The organism is Streptomyces sp. (assembly GCF_035563135.1).
Lineage (GTDB): Bacteria > Actinomycetota > Actinomycetes > Streptomycetales > Streptomycetaceae > Streptomyces.
Window position 1 is genome coordinate 25,359 of the sequence record NZ_DATMVN010000737.1, and the last position, 22,732, is coordinate 48,090.

Genomic DNA, 22,732 nt, shown 5'->3' on the forward strand with positions numbered 1-22,732 from the left:
GAGTCACTGCCGATTTCACGACACCCTCGTACGCCGAAATGGAGAAGGAATGCCATCCATTCAACCGCTGTTAAACCAGGACATAATCGGCACGCTGGAAGCCTTCGCCGACACCATAGTTCCCGGTGCGAAACGAAACGCGGAGGACCGGGCCGTGGCCGGAGTCGTACAGGGTCCCGGCGCGGTGGCCGCAGGAGCTCTCGAACTGCTCCAGACACCCGCCACCGGGTTGTCGGACTCCCTTGAGGAGTTCGCCGACGCCCTCAACGGCCACGCCCGTCTGTACGCCGCCGCGGAACCGGCCGACGCGGACTCCGCGGTGCCGCCCTTCGTGGCCCTGTCCTACACCGAGCGAACCCGCCTGGTGACCGTCCTGACCGCCCCCGGGCACCCCGAACGTGATCTCTGGGTCAGCCTTGCCCTGTTCAGCAACATGGCCTTCGACACCGGCGCCCATCTGCATACCGCCGATGCGATCGCCGCCGGCCACCCGGGCCTGGCCGCCCTGGGCTTCGCGCCGCCTTCCGACGACGGGCAGTGGCGCTTCCCCGACTTCTCCTACGGCCGCCCCCTCGCCCGGCTCCACCCCGACACGACACCCTCCGGGAGCCTGGCGTGAACGCCACCGAGCAGACCGACGTGCTGATCGTGGGCAGCGGATTCGGCGGAGCCATCACGGCCTATCACCTCGCCGCGGGCGGGGCGAAGGTGACCGTGCTGGAAAGGGGCCCGTGGCTGGAATCCAACGACTTCGAGCACGACTTCCTTCTCGGTTCCTCCTATACCCGGATCTTCGATTTCACCGTCGGCGACGGCATGAGCCTGCTCGGCGGCAACTGCGTCGGCGGCGGCAGCGTCGTCTACTTCGCGGCGATGCCCCGCGCGCCCCGCTTCGTCTTCGACCGCACCGGAAGCATCGGGCGCCGCATGTGGCCGGCCGCGATCAGCCGCGACACCCTCGATCCCTGGTACGACGTGGTCAGCGAGGCGCTTCCCGTCACCACCCAGAGCTGGGACGACGTCAGCTACGCCGGAGGTCTCTTCGCCGCGGCCTGTGACCACGCCGGCCGGACCGCCAACCCGGTCCCCACCGCGGTGGACAACTCCAAGTGCACGAACTGCAACTGGATGATGGCCGGCTGCCGGTTCGACGCGAAACGCTCACTCCTGCTGAACTACCTGCCTGCCGCCCGCGCCCACGGTGCCGAGGTCCGGCCGCTCCACGAGGTGCAGAAACTCACCCGCACCGACGACGGCGGCTACCGGGTGCACTACAACACCATCGACGACACCGACTACCGCCTCGCCAACGGCAGCGGCGTCATCGAAGCCAAGATAGTCATCCTGGCCGCCGGAGCCGGCGCCACCCCGGTCATCCTGCAGCGCTCCGCCGCCGACCTCGGCGGTATGCCACACGCTGTCGGACGCTACTTCTCCGGCAACGGCGAGAGGCTGAACAACGCCGTCATCAACGAGGAGCGCGCCCGCGACCTCCTGGGCCTGGACCGCGGCGACGACATCGCCTACCTCGCCAACCAGATCGGCAAAGGCCCGGTGGTGGCGAGCTGGGACAACCTCGACGGCACCCTGCCCGAGCATTCCCGGTTCTCGCTCGAACAGCTCTACTTCCCCCCGGGCTTCGGCACCATCCTCGCCCAGGTCCCCGATGCCCAGGGGCCCAGCTGGTTCGGTGCGGAGAAGACCGAGATGGTCCGGCGCTGGCGCTCCTGGCTGACCATCTTCACGATGGTCGAGGACGACAACGAAGGCGTCTTCGGCCCGCCCCCGCCGACCGGCAACGCCGTCCGGATCTCCCAGCAGATGCTCGGCCGCGGCCCGATCTCCTACCGGCCCACCGCCAACACCCTGCGCGGCTGGGACGAATCCGACGCGGTCGTCAAGGACATCCTGGAACGAGACGGACTGGCCCGTGTGACGCCCTGGACCAACGATGTGGTGGGCGCCTACACCGTCCACCCGCTGGCGTCCTGCCGCATCGGCGACGACCCGCACACCTCCGCCCTGGACGACCGCCACGAACTGCGCGGCCACCCCGGCATCTTCGTGACGGACGGTTCCGCGGTACCGGGCGCCCTCACCGTCAATCCGGCGCTGACCATCTCCGCACTCGCCGAACGCGCCATCCCCGGGATCGTCCAGGCGGCCCGCGAGCGCGGCGTCGACGTCAGCTACGGCGCCCCCACCCCCGATGGCGGCACCGCCGGCCGGGCCGGCGTCCGCCCGCAGCTTCCCCTGCTCACCCGTAAGTAACGAACCGCCCTGGAAGAAGAGGCAGGAGAACGATGCCGTACCCACTTATCCGTCCGGCCGCACGGAGATCGCTGGCGCAGGTGCGGTACATAGGGCACATCCCTCCGGCGGCCGCGACCGGGCCGGTCGCGGCCGTCTACGAGGAAACCGAGAAGGAGTTCGGCGTACTCGCGCCTCCCGTGGCCATGCACGCCCCGCAGCCGGCCCTGTTGGCCGCCGCCTGGACGATGCTGCGCGAGACACTGGTCGCCGAGGGAACCATGGACCGCGCGCAGAAGGAGGCCGTGGCCGCGGCGGTCTCGGCCGCCAACTCCTGTCCCTACTGCGTCGAGGTACACGGGTCGGTGCTCAACACCCTCGTGCCCGGCTCCCACCTCCCGGGCCAGGACACCCGTCGGGCTCTCCCGTCCGGCGAGCTGCGAAGACTCGCCGAATGGGCCACAGGCCCCCGGGGCGGGCAGCGCTCCCCCGCACCCGCCCCGGGACAACTGCCCGAAGCCCTGGGCGTGGCAGTGGTCTTCCACTACCTCAACCGCATGGTCAACGTCTTCCTCGAGCCGTCCCCTCTGCCGGCCCGTATCCCCGGCGCCGCCCGGGGCCCCGCCTCACGTCTGTTCGCCGCGGTGCTCGCACGCGGCGCCCGCGCCCACCGCGAACCCGGCCGCTCGCTCGGCCTGCTGCCCCCGGCCGCGCTCCCGGGCGACTTCGGCTGGGCCGGCGCCAGGCCGACCGTCGCCGACGCTTTCGCCCGCGCCGCGAAGGCCATCGCCACCGCGGGCGAGAACACCGTCCCCGTCTCCGTCCGCACCCTCGTGACCGAGGAACTCTCCGGCTGGGACGGTACACCCAAGCCGCTCGTTCCGGATTGGCTCAACAAGGCCGAGTCCCAGCTGCCCCCCGAGGACCGCCCCGCCGGCCGCCTCGCCCTGCTCACCGCCTTCGCCTCCTACCGTGTGGACGAAACCGTCATCGCGCCTGTACTGCACAGCGGATCCGGCGATGCCTCCCTCCTGACACTCGTGGCCTGGTCCGCCTTCACCGCCGCGCGCCGACACGGCGCCCTTCTCGTCCCGCCGTCGGAACCGGCCACAGCCACACCCGAGGAACCCGCCAGCCTCTGAGCAGTGCCCGACGGCCGGAGGCGCATCCACGGCCGGCTCGGGCCGGGCTTCGCGAAGCGGCACGCTCAGCATGCACCCGCCGGGGCCTCATCGCCGGTGCGCGTATTCGGGCCCGAAAGACGGCATCAGCGGAGCGCTGGTCGGGCGGGGAACTCCGCAGCAGTTCCCGGAAGCACACAAGCTCCGGAAACCGACAGGCACAAAGCAATTACTCTCTGTACCCAGCAGGGATGCGCAGCTGATGTCACCTTTTTCTTTGCAGGAATAACACAATTGACTCCGGCCCGCCCCGTGAGGACGGAAAAACGGCCCTCCCCGGGGAGGGCGCGAACCTGGTCCGGGCCGGAAACAGTATTTGCACGTGGTTCACACGGTGCGCATCGCTCTCGGTCCAGAACGGCCCTTCCCAGGATCATGGGGCGGCCCGAACGGAATTCTGTCCGCCCCGGGCCGGTCAGCCGAAGCCCACCTGCTCCAGCCAGAGCGCGAACAGCTTCTCATCGCCGATCACTTCGACGTGCTCGCTGGGGGCCGCCTGCCGGCGGTAGACGGTCAGCAGCAGACAGGTCAGCCGACCGCGTACGGTGACGGCCGCACTCTCGCGTGCACGGCGCCAGGCGACGCTGTCGCCCGTGAGGTCGACCAGCCACTCCGCCCCCGTCTCCGGCGCGGTGTCGGTGGCCTGGAAGTACAGAGTGTGGCCGGGCCCGAGCAACGCACGCATCTCAGGGCGGATCTCGAGCATCTGCGGCAGCGAGCCGAGCTCCATCCACTCGTCGATGGCATCGAGGGCGACCTCTTCGTCCACGGTGAAGTCCGCGCCGAGAGCCAGGGTCGCGTCGGCCCGGTGGATGACTGTCTCGTGTGCGAAACGGCGGGCGAAGAATCCCGTGGTCTCTCCCTCGACCGGGGTCCACACATCGGTGTCGGGTCCGGCGGTGCTCAAGGTCTCCGCCAGCCGCGCGGCACCCTCGTCGAGCCAGGGGCCGAGGACGTCGGGGTCCTCGTCGACATAGCCGGACAGGTCGCGGAAATGGTCGTCGGCAGGAGGCTGCGCCGCCCTGGTCCGCACGATCTCCTCCGCCCAGCGCTGGGTGCCACCGAGATGCCGCAGCAGCTGACCGATGTTCCAGCCGGGGCAGGAAGGCACAGGAAGAGTCAGATCGGCCCCTGCGATACGGGACCGCAACAAACCGGTCTGCGCGACGATCTCGGCACAGTGGCGATCGTAGCTGAGCTTGGTCGATGACAGCACGCTAGACCGCACCGCCACTGGCAGCGCGGACGGCCGGACCCGGAAACCGCCGACCGGCCGTGTCGCCGGCGACCGGGGACAAAAGTGCGGCCGCCGCCCCGGACCAGCCTCTCGCGCGCGCTCGCGCGCGTGAGCAGGGCACAGGGTGTCGCATAGTTCCTCCGTGGTGTGCGGACGGTACCGGGGGCCGTCAAGCAGCTCCGGACGATGGGCGTTTCACCCAAGATCGTTCCTGACATCCCGGCACATCCGGTCACACAACGGGGTACCCGCCCTGATCGGGCTAATTAATCAGATCTATCGTGTTGCCCACGAGGACAGTCGGCTGTGGACGTACCCGGCGCGTACCGGCGGGAGAGCGCCCGGTGTCCGGTCCGCCGTCCGGTGTCACCAGGGCGCGTACGAGCCGCGCGTCGTCACGGCGTGGTGGTCCACGGCCGGTCCGGGTGACTACTGGGGCCGGGTGATGCCCAGTTCACGCATGGCGCTGGAGGGCGGCCCGCCCTCGGAACGCTCCGTCTTGTAGCCCTTCTTCCCTCTGGCCAGGGTCCGGGGGTCGACCGACTCGGAGGGTGCCCCAGTGGCGTAGAGCCCGTCGGGGTTGCTGTCCCGGTCGTGGGGGAGCAACCAGAAGACACGGCGCCTGAATGTGCCCGAAGACCTCGATGCCTTGGCCTGTGAACCGAGCACGGCGTATCCCACCATGCGTCCGCCTCGGTGGTAAGCGGGTTTTCCCCGCCGAGTGGGCAGCCGGTCCAGACTCTGACGTACGTAGTCCAGGACCGAGACGTCCTCCAGCCAGACCAGCTCCGACTCGTCACAGATCTCGACCTCGTCGATGAGAGCACTCATCCCGCCTCCTCCTCGACGAGCAGACCCACGCGCTCATTCTGACACCGGGCCGCACGGCTGGGCAGTCTGCCGTCGTACACCGCACACGCACGAGGGATTTGTGACGGAAGACGAGCAGATCCACAGGAAGCAGACGTGAGAACCGGTGCCGGTACCGGTGGTGTTCACGGCACCGGCACCGGCCGGCCGGGGAGGGCTCCGGGTCAGACCGCCCAGGGCGCGATCGGATACCAGGGGATGATCTCGCGGCGGGCGAGCATCCTGACGTCCCAGTAGAGGAAGGTGAAGACACCCGCGACGATCAGGGTCACCGCCGTCACGGCGGCTGTTCTGCCGGGCTTGGCCACTGTCCAGGCGGACAGCCGGCCTCCGGCGAAGTACACCATCAGGAAGAAGAACACCGCGATGATCACCACGTTGCCGACCGACTGGAGTACGAAGACCGCGGCCCCGTAGAGCGGGTTGCCGCTTTCAGCCGCATCGCGGAAGAGCTGGCGGAAAAGCGGATACGGGCGGCCGACGAGGAACCCGCCGACCAGCACACCCATGAACACCGACTGGGCATGGGGGAAGCGGCGGGACACTTCGGCGAACGGGTCACGGGTGTATCCCAGCGAGCTCAGCCCCATGAAGAACATCGCCAGTCCGATGAAACCGAACGTGACCATCGACTGCACCGCTCGCCCTGACAGCACGCCGGGCACGGACTGCGCCTGAGAGAACTGCGGCATCGACGTACCGACCAGTCCGACCACCGCGCCGTACGCCGCCGAGACCACGGCCATTCCCAGAAAGAGCCATCCGAGCGGCTTGAGCGCCTGGACAGCCCGGCCCGCGCGGCTGTTCACGGTTCCCAGCATCGGGGCGACCGTGCCGAACACCGCGATGTTGCACGCGGTGAACGTCCCGGCGAGACCGGATGTGAAGGCGAAGGCTGTTCCGGCAGCCGCCGAGGCGAGCGGGGACGTCTCCGGATCATGGCCGAGGATCGAGGTGGCGATGTTCCCGCCCACGGTCTGGTCGACGAACTCCGCCGACCAGACCACGGTCAGGAGGAAGCCTGCGACCGTGCTGAGGACCAGCAGCAGTCCACGGCGCCTGACCCCGCTCTCCTGCGGGAGGTCTCCCCTTACACGAACCGGTAAGTCAGCCGTATCTGCCACAGCGAGAGCCCCTTCCTAGCCTTCGACCCGCGACAGCCTAAGAGGGTGCGGCAGACACGTCCTTCTTCGAGGATGCGGGCTTCCTCACCGGTCTCGGTCTCGCAGACCCACGCCCGGGTAGAACTTGCGCTGGTTCGACAGAATCATGTCCTTCGGCGAGGAGAGCCCCGCCAGCTCCCGCACCCGCGCGGCAAACGCCCTCGAGGAGACCGCGGTGACGCCTTCGTCCTGACACCAGATCTTGTACGTGGTGTAGAGGTGTGCCTGCTCGACCCGGTAGTGGGGCTGGACGCTGCAGCATTCGTCGAGGAAGCGGCCCGTGTGGTCCTCGGTCTCCGCGTACGCCGTGGTGGCGATGCGGACGGTCTCAGGTCCTGTGAGGTCACGGGAGCTGTTCAGGTAGTGATGAGCTCCCCTGATGAGCCAGTTGAGGATGCCGGGGCCCTCTTCGGTGACAAGAACATCGGCGAGGTTGTCGATTTTGTGGTGGTCAGAAACGACGCGTTGAAAAGGAATGAGGCGGATGCGGCGCCAGAAGGCGTAACCGCCGGTCCCGACCTCGGGGCGGTGGTTGCCCAGGAGCCACAGTTTGTGGGTGGGAGTGAAGGAGAAGAAGTCCTGGCGCATGCGCCGGGCTTTGATGCGGTCACCGCCGGTGAGGAGTTTGACGCGGGCTTCGTCGAAGCGGTCGCCGGGTTTGACCTCGGAGCAGACGATGACGCGCCGGCCGTGGAGTTCGGCGAGGTCCGTGGGGTGGCCCTCGTAGGGACGGGCCATGAGGAAGCCGGGAGGCGCGGCATCGGCGTAGTCGCCGAGGAGCTTGATCAGAACATCCAGAAGGACCGATTTTCCGTTTTTGCCGGAACCGAAGAGAAACGGCATGACCTGCGCCCCGACATCCCCGGTCAGCGAGTAGCCCAGCAGCAGGTGCAGAAAACGGATCATCTCCGTTCCCCGTTCGTCGTCGCCGAACGTATCGGCAAGGAACTGCTCCCAGCGCGGGGTCGGCATCCGCTGCGGACCGATGGACGTCGAACGCGAGTGAAAGTCCCGGTCCGGATCCGGCGCCCGCAGCACCCCCGTCCGCAGATCCACGATCCCCGCGGGGGTGCACAGCACGTAAGGATCGGCGTCCATCACCGCCGCGCTCAGCACCATGCCCGGGGCCGACTTCGCCTGCACCAGAAACGCGTTCATCCCCGATGTGCTCAAAGCACGACGGCGGTGCTTGCGCAGGGCCGCGTCGGAGTGCACGCCCCGGGGGTCGGTGACGGCGATGTTCTCCGCCATCTCCCCCGCAGCCCACACCACGGTGTCGTCCTCGTCGCTCTGCCAACGGGTGTTGTCCCAGCGGTACCAGCCCAGACCGGTGACATGCCGGTAGTCATGTGCGTAAAGCTTCACGAAGAGCTTGGCGTTGCCCCGGTCCGTCAAGGTGTCGGGCATCAGCCCGACAGGTGACACATGCTCCTGGAACAAAGACGCCGCGTCCTGCGCCGGAACCGGTACGGGCCCCGCGGGTTCACCCGCGGAGGAGGTGGGGGTGCCTGCGCGGGGCGTGGTTCTGGCGATGATGTCGGCTGCCACGGCCTGGGCGTCAAAATCGAACAGCGAACTGTCGCCGGCCGGAGTCATCCGGGCCTCCCCAGGTACAACGGCCTGCGCGTACCGGCGGTCATTCCGCTACGGATGATCCGGGCAGCTCGCGGGCCCTGGCCCGGGCGGGCAACGGAAGCAGCTGACTGAAGGATCTGTTCGGCCTGTTCATGAGTGAGATGTCCGGCGGTGACGAGACCACCGGCGGTGTACGAAGCGCGGTTGAGCTTCTCCGAGAACCCTGCCCCCTCGGCAACGGCTGCACAAGCGGTCACCTCGGCCAGTACAAAGCCGAGGACTCCGAGGGGGCTTTTCCGGCCCCCACCGGCGGCGATGACCGCCTGGAGTGCTCGGGGAGGGACAGGCCTCGGGCCCGGCAACCGCTCCGGCAGCACATGCCCCGTGCGTTCGAGCTCTTGGGCGAGCCAGGCCGGCAGGACCGCCGGACTCCGGACGGTACCGAGCACTGTGTAGTTGCCCGCCCTGGTGGTCGTGCCGGGCGCGATGATGTAGCCGCCGTGCGCCCGGACGTCCACCTGCCAGGCCAGGGCACGCCTGCTGCTCGAGCCGGTGGAGCACTGCCACTGACGGGCATCGGGAGCGCGGTACCAGACGTGGAGGCCGCCCGAGGGAGTTCGTACCCGCAACGTCGTCTCGTCGGCCGCCGGGTCCGGTGCGCCCCGTAGCGCGGCCAGGACGGCCAGCGTGTGGAAACCGTGGGCCAAGCCGGTGAGGTCGACCTGCTCGGGGATCGGAATACCGGGCAGCAGCCGCTCCCGTGCAGGCAGGCTCTGCGGGTGCGCGTCGATGTCGATCACCACCAGTCCCGCAGGGCCACAGGACACCCCCACCCCGAGACTCGGGTTCCTCCCCCACCAGTGGTCGATCCTGTCGGCGTCACGGGTGGCGGCGTGGAAGCCGTGGCACCAGCGGCCGGCCGCGGCACAGTCACAGCCCCGGTGGGTATGACCGGGATGACGGCAGGTGTCGCAGTTCCCGGCCGGAGTCTTGCGTCCGGCGGCGAGCGGATGCACCGGCCAGCCCTGTTCGGCACACCATCGGGCAGTGGCGACAGAGCGAGGAAGGACCGGACGCGGCGGCGTCGGTCGGGAGGGGTCGAAGCCCACCAGGTGCAGCTCAGGAGTCACCTGAATCCCCCTCCATAGCGACCGAAGCGACTCAACGACCAAGACAGATTAGCGAACACATGACAAGCATTCGGAACGTAGCTTCCCGAATCTTGCATGGTGCAGACCTTGAGGCCCAGACCGCCTGGCGCCAGGCGGTCGAGCGACCGGAGCCGTTGGGTCGCTGACGGCCATCGTCCCTGAAACCCCAGTTCAGAGCAGTGTTGGAATCATGAAAGCGACTGCAGCGACTCAAGTCCCCTCTATGACACACACACGCGCATGTTGATGTATCGACATACCTGAACCTCGGTCGCTTGCGTCGCTGCGCAGGGGCACGCACTGCTCTGAACTGGGGTTTCTCGTTTCCCGATGTGCAGCGACCGAAGCTCCGTCCGGTCGCCGCACATCAGGGACCGAGCGGGAAGACTGCTGAGACGACAGCGACCGCAGCGACTGAGTCACAGAACAGTTCCCCCGCACCGCCGTGACAGTGACCGAAAATCGCACCTGTCTCGTCATACTGCGGTTGGATTACGCCTTGACGCCACGACAGGCCGGCGGTTCCGAGGCGGATCGAGGCCACGAACCATCACGGCGTGATGGCTGACGGCCCAAGGAGCGGGACCGGCCCGAAGGTGACGGGTCCGCTCTGGCCGCGGCCAGAGCGGTGGTCACCGGCTGCAGGTGCCGGGCCACCCTTCACATCACCTCATGCTCGCCTCCCGCCGTGACCGTCTTGCCCACCAGGCGCCACAGCGCTTCGAACATGAGGTCGCGCGGCGGCGAGGCGATGTTCTTCAGGGCCTCCCCCGCGCGGCAGGGGACTCGTCCGGGCAGCCTGCCCAGCGCCTGAACGCGTTCAGGCTCCGTGCCCGCACACCGCTCAACTCCCGAGGAGGGCTCTTCTCCTTGCCGGTGCCGGAAGGCGACCTTGCCTCTGCGAACGGAACAGCGAGCTCCGGTAGCCATAGGGAAAAGACCGCGAATCTGCTTCGAAATCGATTCCTCGTTCATATGATCGATTCTGGCTCCTGGGTGACCGGGACATCCATAGGAGGAGGACCCGTGTCGGACATATCGAGACGCAAGCTGCTGGGTTACTCGGGAACGGCCGCAGCGGGGGCCGTGTTCGCCTCCACTGATGCGGCCGAGGCCGCAGAGACGGAAGAAGCGACGGCTACGGTCGAGTTCATGGAGGGCACCGAGTTCCGGGCCGACGCGAACATGGCCGAGAGCGACCTGCTGATGGACATGAGCTTCACGATCCGCGTCGACAAGCCGAATGGCTATCCGTCCGCGCAGGACATCACACCCCTGGAGGTGGCCCAGGCACTGTCCGCGCTGGCCCAGTCCAAGGGGTGGCCGCCCCTGACCTTTTACGGCACGCCGCCTCCCGTCGCATTGAACTGATGTCATGGGACGCCGGGTGATTCACGGTCGGTACGACCGGGTCCCCGGCGTCCCGCCCCCGTGCCGGTCCGACATCAGCGGTCCTTTGCGCACCGGCGCCGCGTCCGTCGCGCCCCTGGAGAGGCGTCTCCGGGCGGACCGAGGTCTACGGGCTGTCGTACCGAACCGCTGCTGACCGGATCCGGGCAGCTTCAGGCAGTGGGCAGGGCTGCGGGGTGCCCCTCATGGTGGATGCCGAAGGCCGAACGGGCCTCTCACCAGCAGGACCTCTTGTACGCGCTGACCCAGGCACACGGGTTACGACGAAGCCGGTATGTCTGGGGACTGCTCAAGTGGAGTCCGCGGGTCGGCCTCCGGGCCCGCCGCTACCATGCCCGTCTCACCGCCGCGGTAGCGGGCGACGGCTCCGCCCCTCGTCCGGTTCTACGTGCGCACTACCGGACAAGGGAGGCAGCAGCTAATTACCGTGAAACTCAGGAATAGCCGAAGCTAAGACCTGTCCCGTAAATGATCTCTGAGTCGTATGGATGTGGTCGGTGACCAACCCGACCGCTCAGCTATCCGGCGAGGTTGAGGTTGTGCAGGCGGGCGGTTCCGAGCATGGCGTGATGGACGCCGCCGCCTTTCGGGCAGAGGCCGGCCGACCAGTACGACGAGCCGGATGGCGGCGTCGATGACGACCTGGTGGTTCGTGGAGTACCGGTAGTTCTTGGACTGCTCGGCGATGGTGTGGTCGCGGGTGGGCACCAGGGTGCCGTCCACGATGAGCACGGTGCCCTTACGGAATCGCTTGCGGGGCTGCAGCGCGAGCGACGGACCGAGATCATCGATGATGCGGTCGGCCGCGGACTTCGAGATATCGAAGAGCGGGGCAAGCTGGCGTAACGTGAGGTTCGTGCGCCGGTAAGCCGCCACCAGCAGCACCCGGTCTTCCAGCGGAAGGGACCACGGGCGACTCTTGCGGACCGGGTCCGCACCCTCGCGGCGCAGCGCAGTCACCAACTTGCCGAAGACACGCGGGCCCAGCCCCGTGAAAGGGGCTGTCCAGGCTGGCTCCGACGCCGTGATCACACCAGACACCACAAGATCGTTTCATGGGGCCTGGCACAACGTCGAGAATGCTCCCATGACTGAAGAACTGGTGAGGTTCATCGAGGCGCGACTGGACGAGGAGGCCGACTTGGCCCGGCGCTGCGACGGCGACGGATGCGGGGAGTGGTCTGCCCACGGACACACAGTCGACTTCTGTCAGGTTGACCTCTCCGGATTCCACCCCACGATTGCTCTGCACGTGGCTCTGCACGACCCGGCCCGCGTCCTCCGCGAGATCGAGGCCAAGCGGCGCATTCTGGCCCGTCACGCCCGCGACCCCTGGCCGTGCCACGACCTGCGTGACCTTGCCTCGCCGTACACCGGCCATCCTGACTTCCCCGCACGGGCCTGAAGCGGCGCACCACACCAACAGGGTGTCCAGCGAGAACGCGTACTGGGCCAAACCACCCCCGCTGGAGATCATTTAAGGGACAGGTCTTAGGCAGGCGTCTCAGTCTTCTCGGGGCACACAGACTCGGAGGTCAAGCAGCCGATCCCAGCCTTCAACAGGGCTGGGATCGGCTGCTTCAGCCCGGGGCCCGGCACCGGTGGCACCGTGACGGCCTGGACCGCGTCCTCGTGCCCGGGCGACGCGGCAACCGGGCGGCGCGATCAGCGATCGTGGAGAAGGGCGACCGCTTCGGCGAAGTCGGCATGCGCGGGTTCGAAGGATCGTGCCGCGACGAGGAACATCGACCGGTCGGTGAGGGCGCGGGCGAGGCGTGCGTGGTTGTCAGGCAGGCGGCGGGCGAGCGTCACACCCTCGTCGAAGTACGGCGTGAACCGGTCCTTGAACAGGTAGGGGTGGTCGCCTTCGCGGACGGCCGCGCGGATACCGATCCTGCGTTGGACGTCGACCAGCTCGGGCAGCCGATCGGCCCCGCGCAGTCTCGCCGCCTCCGCTTCGAGGCCCGGCAGCATGCCGAGAAAACCGTCCCGCACGTCGCGCGACCACCGGAGCTCCGTGCCGAACGGCGGCATCGGGGACTCGGGGCTCGCGGCGGGTTCGGCTGTCCGCCCCGACAGGACGAAGAGCGTCCTCCACCACCCGAGGATGCAACTCCAGTTCTTCGGCTCGCCCGTGGTGGCGAGCTCCTCTAGGACACTCAGGGCCTCTCGCCGGGCGGCCGCAGCACTCGCCTCATCCCCGACAGCCTCCCGCATCCGGGAGAAGTGAACCAATTCCCAGGTGAGTATCGCCAGAGCGGTGCGCTGTTCGGCCGCCTTGCGCCGGGTCTCCTCAAGGAGCTCGCGGAAGACGGTTGATGCGGCGTCGTACAGCCCGGCGCCCTCCAGGTTCGCCGCCCACCGGACCATGTTCCAGAAGGTGTGCTCCGGGATTCCGTCCCGGGCGGCCTCTTCGTTGAGCTCCGAGGCCTCCCTGAAGTGCCCCTCCTCGGCCAGAACGCTCGCCAGGGGCTCGCTTCGGCCGGCCTCGGCAAGCTCCTCACAGATTGCGCGCCCTTCCGCCCTGTGCCCGAGGGCGAACAAGGAAGCCTGATAGGCGTCCAGGGCCCGGTGCAACCGCTCTGCCCGGTTCGGTGCCCCGACCTCTATCCTGCGAGCGGCCCGGGAAGCCTCGGCGGCGAGCGCGAGGTCCACCTTCGGATCCCGGCTCTCGTGGCGCAGCGCGAGCAGGGCGTCGACCAACTTTGGCATGTACGCCTTTGAACTCACCTCGGCCAGAACCCGGTACGCGCCGACCAGTTCGGCCCGACTCGGCCGTCCGGACCCCAGCAGCAGCACGCGGGCCCGAAGCACCGCGTCGTGATCGATCGTCACCATTCCCCCTGTCTGCGGATGACGCACGAAGGAGATTCTGAGTGGCGGGGAACGGACCGGACAAGCCTCGCGAACTGTGCGTTCCGTCCTACGAAAAACGGCGCTGACCTGTCATGATGGACATGCTTTCATCCTGAATCCACGAGCGGTGAGCCGCACCGGACGTTTCCCGTACGACCTGCGCCTCGAGCAGCGGTTGACCGGGTGGGTGAGCCAGGTTCCGACGTCCGCTGCGGCTGCACCCCATCACCACGCTCGTGCTGCCGTGCCCCGAGATCGTAGAGACGAAACGACGACCCTCGTCTCAACCCATCTGGGGCACCGCAGGTCAAAGCGATGCTCTTCCCCGACTTACGTAAGACGGGACAGAGGGTTGACTCCCACGGGTGATTTACGGGTGTTCAGCCTGGTGGCGGCTGTCGGGTGTGGCTTGCTCGGATCAGTACGAGCTCGCTTCGGGAGGGTCGGTGGGTGTCGAGGAACTGGGGCAGGCTGACTTCGAGGTCGCGTACGTGGATGAAGATCACGTTCTCCGTCGTGAGGCGCTGACGGCCTGCTGAACGTTGCCTTTCGAGCGGCTGCCGCCGGACCCGACGCCACTACCTGGCACGACACACCGCAGAACAGAACACCGCGTCGGGCCGCGCTCCCGGCCTCAGCCGTTCACCACAGCCCTCGCACACCCGCTCTCCGGTCCGCCTGGCGCCTTCGGACACATGGCCATCCTAGGCGCCAAGGCTACTCAGAACCGGAGATACGGAACAGGCACTACGGGGCGACGAGGGTCATCTGCCTGACTGCCGTCGCCGCGACCAGAGAACCGCGCCGGTCGCGACAGCACGCCTGCGGAGTCGCACCATGGCACGCCCCGTGCCCGCTTCTGCGAAGGGACCAGGACACACAGGGTTCCCGGGTCCCTTCGCAGTTCGGCCGACGGGACCCGGAGGAGGAGAGCTGGCTCAGGAAGGCACTATCTCGTTTCTGCGCTTCCCCTGCGAACGAGGTGTCTTCTCCCCTACCCGGCGCGGTTCGATCGTCCGCGGGTCCACCGCCTCGCCCGGAGCGCCCTCCTTGTAGAGGCCCTCAGGGTCGTTCGGCCTGTCATGAGGCAGAAGGAAGAAGGTACGGCGCTGGTAGAGGCCGCTGTCAGGGTTGGCCTCGGCTTCCTTGTCGAGCTCCGCATAGCCGACCATGCGTCCGTCTCGGGCATAGCGGGGCTTCCCGCCACGGCGGGCACTCTTGTCGAGCGCCTGACGGACGTAGTCGAGTTCGTCGAGGTCCTCCAGCCACACCACGCTCGCCTCGTGTGCGAGCTGGCTTTCATGCAGCAGCGAGCTCATGGACGCAGCTCCTTGTCGGTGATGTGGTGGTGCTTGCGGTTACTCGGTACGGGCCGGGCAGTGCGGGGGTCCGGGACGCTCCCATGATAAAGCGATGGCCGATCCAGAGAGCCGTGGTGCCTCATGAGCGCCCGCCGGACGGGCCGTCAGGGCGGACGATGTCGTCCTTCAGCAACGCCAGGGCGGGGTAGTACTTCTTTCCGCTGGACTTCAGCATCTCGGCGGGAGACGCCAGTCCGACCTCCTGACGGATGCGGCCGGCGAAAGCCCTGGTCGTATCGGCCCGGATGCCCTCCGAGCTGCACCAGCCGGTGTACGTCGCGTAGAGAAGCCCCTGTTCCACGCGCAGGTCCCCGGTGTCCGGACTCTGACGCAGACAACACTCCCCCAGGAAACGCCCGATGTGGTCCTCGGTGGTCTCGTACGCGGCGGTGGCCAGACGCACGGAGGACGGACCGCTCAGCGGGTCACGGGTGGTGAGGTAGCGGATCGCGCCCTGGATCAGCCAGTGCAGGATGCCCGGGCCCTCTTCCTGGACGAGTTCGCCGGCCAGGTTGTCGATCTTCCGGTCGGCCGCGACGACGCGTTCGAAGGGGATGAGCCGGATCCGGCGCCAGAACGCGTGCCCGCCGGTCCCGACCTCGGGCTGGTGGTTGCCGAGCAGCCAGAGCTTGTGGGTCGGGGTGAAACTGAAGTAGTCCTGCCGCATACGGCGGGCCTTGATCTTGTCTCCGCCGGTGAGGAGCTTGACCCGGGCCTCGTCGAACTTGTCGTTGGGTTTGAGCTCGCTGCAGACGAAGATCCGGCGGCCGTGCAGCTCCGTCAGTTCCGTCGAGTGCTCGGCGAAGTTGCCCTTGTCCATCAGGAACCCGGGTGGGGCCGCATCGGCGTAATCCCCCATGACCTGGATCATGACGTCCAGAAGGACCGACTTCCCGTTGGCACCCTTGCCCCAGAGAAAAGGCAGGACCTGCGCGCCGACATCACCGGTGATGGAGTACCCGAGCAGCAGGTGCAGGAAGTCGATCATCTCCTGGCCCTTGGCGTCGTCGCCGAAGGTGTCGTCCAGGAAGGCATGCCAGCGCGGAGTCGGCATCGCCTGGGGAGCCACATGAGTGGCACGCGAGTGGAGGTCCCGCATCGGATCGGGCTTGCGCAGGCGGCCGTTACGCAGATCGACGACACCGGCGGGTGTGCACAGCGAATAGGCATCGCCGTCGAGGACGTCGGGGTCGAGGCTGAGCGCGGGCGCGGCCTTCGCCTGGTGGAGCAGCGCCTTCATACCGCTCGTGGACATGGTCCGCCGACGATGCTGGGCGATCTCACGGTCGCTGAAGATGCCCCGGGGGTCAGTGGGGGACATCTGCTCGGCCATGTCTCCGGCGGCCCACAAGGCGGCCTTCTCTCCGCCGACACGCTTCCAGCGGAACTGGTCCCAGCAGTACCAGCCGAGACCTTCGACGTGACGGAACTGGTCGCTGTAGAGCTGGGCGAACAGTTTCGCGTTCCCGCGGTCGGTGAGCATCGGAGGCAGCAGAGCTGGTGCATCCACCAGGGCAGGCGCCTGTACAGGCTGGGGAGGAACCCACGCGGGGGCGGCAGCCTCGAGATCGAGCATCTGCTGAGCGGCGGCGGCCGCATCGAAGCGACTGCTCTCGGCGCTACTCATGCGAGTCCTTTGGGATGGAACGGGCGTCTGGCGCCTGCGGAAAGGCCTGCGGCGATGATCGTCTCATTACGGCGGTTCTGATGGGGACGAGCATAGTGAGCGGCTTCTGCCAGCTCTTGACGAGCTTCAGCATGATTCAGGTGCCCTGCTCTGGCGAGCCCTCCTGCCGTGAACGCCGCGCGGTTGAGTTTCTCTGTGAAGCCGGTGCCTTCCGCGTGGGCCACACAGTCACGAACGGTCTCGATGAGCGACCGCAGGAGCGCCTGAGCGGCGCCGGTCCGAGGAACCCGGGCATGTCCGCCCGACCGCAGCACGGAAACGGGAACGGGGGATGCCTGCATGTCGTGGCCCGTGCGTGTCAGTTCTGCTGCGAGCCATGCGGGAAGGGGGGCGGGGTCCCGTACTGCTCCCAGAGGTGTGTAGGTGCCTGCCGGGAGTCGAGTGGTGGGGGCCACGATGTATCCCCCGTGAGCGCGTACGTCGACCTGCCACGCCAGCGCGGTCCTGGGGCTCGACCCGGTGGAGGAGCGGTAGCGGACGGCAGGGTCGGGATTGACGTACCAGATGTGCAGTCCCCCGGAAGGAGTGCGGACGCGCAGGGTCCTCTCGTCCTCGGCCGGGTTCGGTTCCTGCCGGTAGGCGGCGAGGAGAGCCAGGGTGTCGAAGCCTGAGGCGAGCCCGGTCAGATTGACCTGTTTCGGGATGCGGATCCCCGGCAGGAGCCGGCTGCGGTCCGGTACCTGTGAGGCGTGGGCGTCGACGTCCAGGACCACGAGATGCGCCGGTCCGCACGACACACCCACTCCTGCACTCGGTTCTCGCCCCCACCAGGCATCGATCAGGGCGAGGTCGGTGGTCGCGCTGTGGAAGCCGTGGCACCAGCGGCCCTGTCCATGGCAAGGACAGTGCGAGGGATCATGCCTACGGCCCCGGCACTGCTCGCAGTTGGCGGTCGGCGTCTTTCGCCCAGGGGCAAGCGGGTGGACCGGCCACTGACGGCCTGCGAGCCACCGGGCCACGGCCACGGGGCCCGGCTGCTGCACGGCTCCGGACGTGGCGATGTCGGCGGGGCGCTGCACTGTTCGTCGGTCCGTTCCTCTTGTGTGGCCAAGGTTGGTTTTCTCAACAAAGCCCTGGGCGTTTTGCCTGGTCAAACGGGATCGCACGAGGGACTGAGGGACTGAAGGGACTGACTTTCCCTTACGGCGGACCGAGCCTAGCGCACGGGGGAACCCCTCTGCGGGAGACATGAGCACTTATTCCAGATTCAGTCCCTTCGGTCCCTCGGTTCGGGATTCCGGAAGGCGGCGGAAGTGATCTTCCTGCTGGGCGAAAGCTGAGGGACTGAAAGCCTGCCGGGGGCGAGGGACTGTTCGGCCCCTTTTCGGTCCCCATGGTGTTTCCGCAGGTCAGAGCAGCTATGCGCTGAGGCGGAGGGACTGAAGGGACTCATTTCCCTAGTTATGAGCTGACCAGGATATGTAAGGGTCAGTCTTACGTACGCGCGCATACACGCGCCCGCACGCAGCTGGAACAAGGAGTTTTGGTCCCTTCGGTCCCTTCAGTCCCGAGCAGATCGCTCTGACCTGGCCTTTTGTGGAGGGACTGAACAACAGAGGGACTGAAGGCCTTCGGCCCCTCCCTCTGCCGAGGACAGGCCGCCAGGGCAGGCTGTCCGGAGCGGAGCTTGCCAGGCCGCAGGCAGTCCGATGTGGTGGTTGCAGCACCGGGCCGTCACCGTGGCTGCGAACCGGGCACACGGCAGCGCCGCCGGGCCGCAGTTCTTGGAACCCTCCCGCAGGCGTGGGAGCCCTTCACAGGTGTCCAGCAGGTCTTCCGCTTTGGAACCACCCCCGTCTGTGCAGGGAGCGCATCGCTCGGGGGACGACGGTTGTTGCCGAGTGGGCCTCCGCGAAAACGAAGCCGTAGGTCGAAGGGCTGGTGCGGCGGCCAGCCTGTGGGCAGGGTCTGGTCCTTCAGCGCTGCCGGACCGGAACGGATGGTGTCCGCGTGCCGTCTGGCGGCGCCCCCCTGCGCCGGGAGGCACGGGACACGATTACTCGCCTCGCAGCATGACCGCGAGCTCGTTGTCCATGGGAACTGCCGGGCCAGGGTCCTTCCCCACCCGCGCGGGGATGAGCTGCTCTGAACGCCTGGGTTCAGTGTGTTGTCCGCAGACAACACACTCCGTGCCGGAGCGGAAGTACCGCTGGCCACCGGCCTGGAGCTGATGAGGAACATGCTGCGGGACAGAAGTGCGCCGGGGGTCGACCGACCCCCGGCGCACCAGTCACCGCCCTCAGACGTATGTGTGGAGCTCCTCGATCAGCTGCGTCAGCTGCTCGGGAGAAAGCCCGGACACGAGAGTGCGAGCCTGTTCCTCGACGGATGAGCCGAGCTGGCGCACCAGGAACAGGCTGCGCTCGTTCGCTGGTTCAGCCGCCTCGTTGTCCTGGCGGTTCGTCTCGGCCGTTGCGATGGTGGCGTCGGCCGTGTTGTCCGCGGACAACAAAGGAGCAGGGACGGACGCGGTCGTGGTCGGCGCCTGCATCTTGATCGCTTCTGTGTTGTCCGCGGACAACACACGCTCTTCCGCAGGAGCGGGATGGGGAAGAGGTGACGTCCGAGCCGGAGCCGATTGGGCGGTCCGCGTCTCGCGCGGTGTGTTGTCCGCGGACAACACGATCTCCGGGACGGGGGTGTGGTCCCCCGGCCCGGCCCCGTCGGCCGGTACGGAGGGCCGGGGAGCAACGGTCTGCCGAGCGCGCTGCAGGAGGAGCTTCTCCTCCTCGCGCGCGCGGACCTCCTTCTCCCGGGTCTCCTTCAGATGGGCCAGCAACCCGGCCCCGTCGAGTCCTGGCTCCTCCTTCAGCCGCCGCGCGAGCAGACGGCCGTCACGCTCGGGCAGAGAACCGGAGCTGAGCATCGCCTGCAGCTCAACTGGGAGTTCCAGGAGAGCGAGCTGGTTGGTGACCCAGGAACGGTCGCGTCCGAGCCGCTTGGCAGCCCGTGTGCGGGCACCCTTCTCCGACTCCTCGCTGCACACCCGTACGAGTTCGAGGACGCCGCGCGCACGCTCGACGACATCGAAGTCCTCCCGCTCCAGGTTCTCCTTGAGCAGGTGGTCAACGAACTCCTCGCGGGAGGCGGCCAGGTCGTCGCGTACGACGAAGTCCAGAGCTTCCAGAGCTACATGGACCGCGCTGCGGAATCGCCGCTCGCCATTGACCAGTACGTAGGCGGAGTCACCGATCTGCGCCTCGTGCTCGGGCCACAGGCTCAGGTACGCGGCACGGGACACGGCGACACACGCGGCGAGCTGGGCGATGCGCAGCTCCTCACCGAAGCGAGTGAGGTCTTCCTCCGAACCGAAGTTACGACGAGGGTTGAGCGGCGTCGGTGCGACGTCTTCCAAAGGCAGACGCCGCAGCTCGTACGCCGGAACGTCACCCTGCACGATGGCCTTCGCCCGGCCACGGGCGCTGCGGCCGCGTGGCACACCCCCGAAGGACGAGCCTGTGCCGAGCCGGTCGGCGACACTCATGACATGACCTTCCGAGCGATGGCGCGCATGATGTCGGCCTGCTCGCACTTCGGGGCGTAGGACAGCAGGGGCTGCTTGAGGCGCACGGACTCGCGCTGTTCCTTGAGCTCAGGCATGACACCGACGACCGGCGGATCGCCGATCTCCTTCCAGCTGTGGAGCGACGAGGTGGCGATGTACCCCTTGCGGCTGTCGTACATGTTGACGATGAATCCGAGCATGGAGATCTCGATCTCCATGTCGGCGCACAGGTCCTGGATCTGGTCGTAGAGCATGTCGTACGCGTCGGCGGACGAGTCCTCCGCGAGTACGGGGATGAAGATGCCGGACAGGCCCGGCGCTTCGTCCTCGCGTGTGCGGCAGTAATACAAGGCTGTGTCCATGGTGTACCCGAGGCTGGGCGGGCAGTCGACCACGATGTAGTCGAACTCTTTCTCCAGCGGTTCCAGGGCCTTCTCGAGTGCCGTCTCCTTGATGCGGACGAAGCGGCTGGTGGCGAGCTTGGCGTCGAGCAGGAACGCGTCCTTGCAGGCTGGCAACATGAACAGCCGCCCGCTGAAGGCGCCGTCCTCTATCGGGACGAGCAGTTCGCGAAGCTCTCCCTTTGCCTCGCCCAGCATGTGCTTGGCCAGACTGGGGGAGTCGATGTCGAAGAGGTCGTACCCGAGCTGCTTGGTGAGGTGGCCCTGGGGGTCGAAGTCGATGAGCAGGACGCGGTTGCCTGCCTCTGCCAGGGCCTGTGCGACACCCGAGGACGTGGCGGTCTTACCGACTCCGCCCTTCTGGTTGCCGAAGATGAGCCGGCGGGCCCAGCCGGGCCGCGTTGCGGGCCGACGGGGGGAGAGGTGCGTGTCGAGCCACAGGCGGATCGCCTGGGCGATGCCCTGGTTGAAAGGGATGCCGCGCTGCTTGCAGTCGTCCTTGAACTCCCCGTACAGCCCGGTGGGGAGATAGGTGGAGAACGAACTGCCCCCTGCGGTGTCCACAGGGGCGCGCTCGGCGTCGTCTGCACGCCATGCCTGTATGCCTTCGGTCACAGCGTCCTTGATGTCGACGCCGAACTCGGCTGCTCTGACCTTGAGTTCTTGTCGCAAGGCCGCTGGTAGCTTGGCGACTACCTTTTCCCTGTCATCAGGGGGGTATGGGACGGTCATGCGGTTACCTTACTCACCTCTCTGGAGGCTGTGACATGGATGGGGCTGGAAATCTCTGGCGTCCCACCCCGACGGGGGAGGGATGCATGACCTGAGATCGGGCCACGGGCCGATCGCCTGCTGCTGTATCCCGTCGGGACCATCACCGCTGCGGGGAGTGCTCGATCAGCGGAGGGGTGCGTGTTGTCCGCGGACAACACGCGGCCTCACCTCAATCCCGCCAGGCCCCTAGGTGTACCGCGATGCGCGCGGCTGCGCATTCAAGGATGTGGCCGAAGCTGCTGTCGCGCCGGAGGGAGACGACGAGCACGGCGGCCAGGTCTTTCTACCGGTGAGGTGGAGGCGGAAGTCGAAGAACGGGCAGCACCGCTGCCCGGAGGTGGCGAGCGCGGCGATGCCCCCGGCCCGGGAGGCGGGCCGGGGGAGGCGCAGTCCGTCACATCAACTGACCAACCGCCCTCTTGCAGTGTCAGCTGTCGGTCCTCGCACCATCGAGCCCCGACGCGTGGGGGCAGAACGAGCCGGTCCCAGCATGGCCCCGCCACCGGGGCAGCGGTGAATCAGTGAATCCGGCCGAGAGCGTCTGGACCCGGACGCGCAGCGACCGGCGCCGGAGCGGAACGCGTTGGGTCGTTTGGGGATGACTGCTGGTCAGAGCGCCTATGGGGACAGAAAAAGCGACTCGAGCGACTGAAGGTACGCATCTGTGACGCATCCGAGGACAAGAGCCCGGGCACCTGTAGTGCGAAGCTGAGTCGCTTCAGTCCCTGTGAGAGTGTCCATACCTCTGTGACCTGCGGATCCGGTCAGTTCCGAGCCAGCGATCGAAGCGACCGCAGAGAGTGGAGGGAGCGACCGGAGCAGAAGACGAAGAAGGGGCCCGCGCGGAATGCCACCGCGTGGGCCCCTTCTTCGGGAAGTCAGGTCTTGGGCAGGGTGATGCCCAGTTCACGCATCGCGTCGGACGCGGGACCGCCTTCGGACCGTTCCGTCTTGTAGCCCTTCACTCCGGGGCTCACCGTCCGGGGATCGACGGCCTCGGACGGTGAGCCGCTGCTGTAGAGCCCGTCGGGCTGCTGGTCGCGGTCGTGGGGGGCGAGCCAGAAGACCCGGCGCAGGTAGGTGCCGGACGCGCGTGAGGGCCGGGCGCCGGGGCCGAGGGTGGCGTACCAGACGAGGCGGCCGGCCCGGTAGTACGGGGGTCTGCGGGTTCGGCCCGTGATGCGGTCGAGGGCCTGTCGCACGTAGCCCAGGGAGCTGGTGTCCTCCAGCCACACGAGAGCGTCCTCGTGGGTGAGGTCCTCGGGGTCGATCAGGGCGCTCACACAGGCTCCTCGGTGTTGTCGGCGAGCA

General features: G+C 67.6%; 18 protein-coding genes and 1 pseudogene. 5 read left to right on the forward strand and 14 right to left on the reverse strand.

The window, feature by feature from the left end:
- Nucleotides 1-49: 49 nt before the first annotated feature.
- Genes VN520_RS32865 through VN520_RS32875 form a run of 3 tightly spaced genes read left to right on the forward strand, consistent with a single transcriptional unit; the run spans nt 50 to nt 3,392 of the window.
- Nucleotides 50-619, forward strand: coding sequence for a DUF5987 family protein (locus VN520_RS32865; RefSeq protein WP_325750593.1), 570 nt, complete (start codon nt 50-52; stop codon nt 617-619).
- Nucleotides 616-2,271, forward strand: coding sequence for a GMC family oxidoreductase (locus VN520_RS32870; protein WP_325750594.1), 1,656 nt, complete (start codon nt 616-618; stop codon nt 2,269-2,271). Before VN520_RS32865 ends, VN520_RS32870 begins: the two co-directional genes overlap by 4 nt.
- 32 nt (nt 2,272-2,303) lie before the next feature.
- Entirely contained in the window at nt 2,304-3,392 is a 1,089-nt protein-coding gene (locus tag VN520_RS32875) for a carboxymuconolactone decarboxylase family protein (protein WP_325750595.1), read from the forward strand.
- A gap of 454 nt (nt 3,393-3,846) precedes the next feature.
- Here the strand turns inward: VN520_RS32875 and VN520_RS32880 are convergent, their stop codons facing one another.
- The 6 genes from VN520_RS32880 to VN520_RS32905 all read right to left on the reverse strand — a co-directional run bounded on the left by VN520_RS32880 (nt 3,847) and on the right by VN520_RS32905 (nt 10,402).
- The gene (locus VN520_RS32880; protein WP_325750596.1) at nt 3,847-4,647 is read right to left on the reverse strand and encodes a maleylpyruvate isomerase family mycothiol-dependent enzyme; all 801 of its coding nucleotides are present in this window, start codon (nt 4,645-4,647) and stop codon (nt 3,847-3,849) included.
- A gap of 450 nt (nt 4,648-5,097) precedes the next feature.
- Nucleotides 5,098-5,499 carry a DUF6009 family protein gene (locus tag VN520_RS32885; protein ID WP_325750597.1) on the reverse strand — a complete coding sequence of 134 codons (402 nt, stop codon included), beginning with the start codon at nt 5,497-5,499 and terminating at the stop codon, nt 5,098-5,100.
- A gap of 203 nt (nt 5,500-5,702) precedes the next feature.
- Nucleotides 5,703-6,662 carry a hypothetical protein gene (locus VN520_RS32890; protein ID WP_325750598.1) on the reverse strand — a complete coding sequence of 320 codons (960 nt, stop codon included), beginning with the start codon at nt 6,660-6,662 and terminating at the stop codon, nt 5,703-5,705.
- 84 nt (nt 6,663-6,746) lie between these two features.
- A complete protein-coding gene (locus VN520_RS32895; RefSeq protein WP_325750599.1) occupies nt 6,747-8,297 on the reverse strand; it encodes a phage/plasmid primase, P4 family in 1,551 nt (516 codons plus the stop codon).
- Entirely contained in the window at nt 8,294-9,292 is a 999-nt protein-coding gene (locus VN520_RS32900) for a bifunctional DNA primase/polymerase (RefSeq protein WP_414720027.1), read from the reverse strand. The genes VN520_RS32895 and VN520_RS32900 overlap by 4 nt, the downstream gene beginning before the upstream one ends.
- Nucleotides 9,293-10,087: 795 nt before the next feature.
- Nucleotides 10,088-10,402, reverse strand: a complete 315-nt coding sequence (locus VN520_RS32905; protein WP_325750600.1) for a hypothetical protein — start codon at nt 10,400-10,402, stop codon at nt 10,088-10,090.
- Nucleotides 10,403-10,453: 51 nt separating this feature from the next.
- Between VN520_RS32905 and VN520_RS32910 the strand changes: the two genes are divergently transcribed.
- On the forward strand, nt 10,454-10,798 hold the full coding sequence (locus tag VN520_RS32910; protein WP_325750601.1) for a twin-arginine translocation signal domain-containing protein: 345 nt from the start codon (nt 10,454-10,456) through the stop codon (nt 10,796-10,798).
- Nucleotides 10,799-11,416: 618 nt separating this feature from the next.
- Here VN520_RS32910 and VN520_RS32915 read toward each other — a convergent pair.
- Nucleotides 11,417-11,878, reverse strand: a pseudogene (locus VN520_RS32915) (helix-turn-helix domain-containing protein); the annotation flags it as partial.
- 46 nt (nt 11,879-11,924) lie between these two features.
- On the opposite strand from VN520_RS32915, the gene VN520_RS32920 reads away from it, so the two are divergent.
- Nucleotides 11,925-12,242: a DUF6221 family protein gene (locus VN520_RS32920; RefSeq protein ID WP_325750602.1), complete on the forward strand. Its 318-nt coding sequence runs from the start codon at nt 11,925-11,927 to the stop codon at nt 12,240-12,242.
- Between the two features lie 260 nt (nt 12,243-12,502).
- Here the strand turns inward: VN520_RS32920 and VN520_RS32925 are convergent, their stop codons facing one another.
- The 7 genes from VN520_RS32925 to VN520_RS32955 all read right to left on the reverse strand — a co-directional run bounded on the left by VN520_RS32925 (nt 12,503) and on the right by VN520_RS32955 (nt 22,704).
- A complete protein-coding gene (locus VN520_RS32925; protein WP_325750603.1) occupies nt 12,503-13,675 on the reverse strand; it encodes a hypothetical protein in 1,173 nt (390 codons plus the stop codon).
- A gap of 956 nt (nt 13,676-14,631) precedes the next feature.
- The gene (locus VN520_RS32930) at nt 14,632-15,012 is read right to left on the reverse strand and encodes a DUF6009 family protein (RefSeq protein ID WP_325750604.1); all 381 of its coding nucleotides are present in this window, start codon (nt 15,010-15,012) and stop codon (nt 14,632-14,634) included.
- A gap of 121 nt (nt 15,013-15,133) precedes the next feature.
- On the reverse strand, nt 15,134-16,681 hold the full coding sequence (locus tag VN520_RS32935) for a phage/plasmid primase, P4 family (protein ID WP_325750605.1): 1,548 nt from the start codon (nt 16,679-16,681) through the stop codon (nt 15,134-15,136).
- Entirely contained in the window at nt 16,678-17,700 is a 1,023-nt protein-coding gene (locus VN520_RS32940; RefSeq protein ID WP_325750610.1) for a bifunctional DNA primase/polymerase, read from the reverse strand. The genes VN520_RS32935 and VN520_RS32940 overlap by 4 nt, the downstream gene beginning before the upstream one ends.
- 1,280 nt (nt 17,701-18,980) lie before the next feature.
- Nucleotides 18,981-20,225 (reverse strand): plasmid partitioning protein, encoded by a 1,245-nt coding sequence (locus VN520_RS32945; RefSeq protein WP_325750606.1) that lies wholly within the window; start codon nt 20,223-20,225, stop codon nt 18,981-18,983.
- The gene (locus VN520_RS32950; protein ID WP_325750607.1) at nt 20,222-21,379 is read right to left on the reverse strand and encodes a ParA family protein; all 1,158 of its coding nucleotides are present in this window, start codon (nt 21,377-21,379) and stop codon (nt 20,222-20,224) included. The genes VN520_RS32945 and VN520_RS32950 overlap by 4 nt, the downstream gene beginning before the upstream one ends.
- A gap of 920 nt (nt 21,380-22,299) precedes the next feature.
- Nucleotides 22,300-22,704 carry a DUF6009 family protein gene (locus VN520_RS32955; RefSeq protein ID WP_325750611.1) on the reverse strand — a complete coding sequence of 135 codons (405 nt, stop codon included), beginning with the start codon at nt 22,702-22,704 and terminating at the stop codon, nt 22,300-22,302.
- Between the last annotated feature and the right edge of the window lie 28 nt (nt 22,705-22,732).

What these genes read in the sequence shown, in the direction of transcription:
- VN520_RS32865 (WP_325750593.1), top strand. Translation starts at nt 50, where the DNA reads ATGCCATCCATTCAACCGCTGTTAAACCAGGACATAATCGGCACGCTG.
- VN520_RS32875 (WP_325750595.1), top strand. Translation starts at nt 2,304, where the DNA reads ATGCCGTACCCACTTATCCGTCCGGCCGCACGGAGATCGCTGGCGCAG.
- VN520_RS32885 (WP_325750597.1), bottom strand. Translation starts at nt 5,499, where the DNA reads ATGAGTGCTCTCATCGACGAGGTCGAGATCTGTGACGAGTCGGAGCTG.
- VN520_RS32895 (WP_325750599.1), bottom strand. Translation starts at nt 8,297, where the DNA reads ATGACTCCGGCCGGCGACAGTTCGCTGTTCGATTTTGACGCCCAGGCC.
- VN520_RS32905 (WP_325750600.1), bottom strand. Translation starts at nt 10,402, where the DNA reads ATGAACGAGGAATCGATTTCGAAGCAGATTCGCGGTCTTTTCCCTATG.
- VN520_RS32920 (WP_325750602.1), top strand. Translation starts at nt 11,925, where the DNA reads ATGACTGAAGAACTGGTGAGGTTCATCGAGGCGCGACTGGACGAGGAG.
- VN520_RS32925 (WP_325750603.1), bottom strand. Translation starts at nt 13,675, where the DNA reads ATGGTGACGATCGATCACGACGCGGTGCTTCGGGCCCGCGTGCTGCTG.
- VN520_RS32930 (WP_325750604.1), bottom strand. Translation starts at nt 15,012, where the DNA reads ATGAGCTCGCTGCTGCATGAAAGCCAGCTCGCACACGAGGCGAGCGTG.
- VN520_RS32935 (WP_325750605.1), bottom strand. Translation starts at nt 16,681, where the DNA reads ATGAGTAGCGCCGAGAGCAGTCGCTTCGATGCGGCCGCCGCCGCTCAG.
- VN520_RS32945 (WP_325750606.1), bottom strand. Translation starts at nt 20,225, where the DNA reads ATGAGTGTCGCCGACCGGCTCGGCACAGGCTCGTCCTTCGGGGGTGTG.
- VN520_RS32950 (WP_325750607.1), bottom strand. Translation starts at nt 21,379, where the DNA reads ATGACCGTCCCATACCCCCCTGATGACAGGGAAAAGGTAGTCGCCAAG.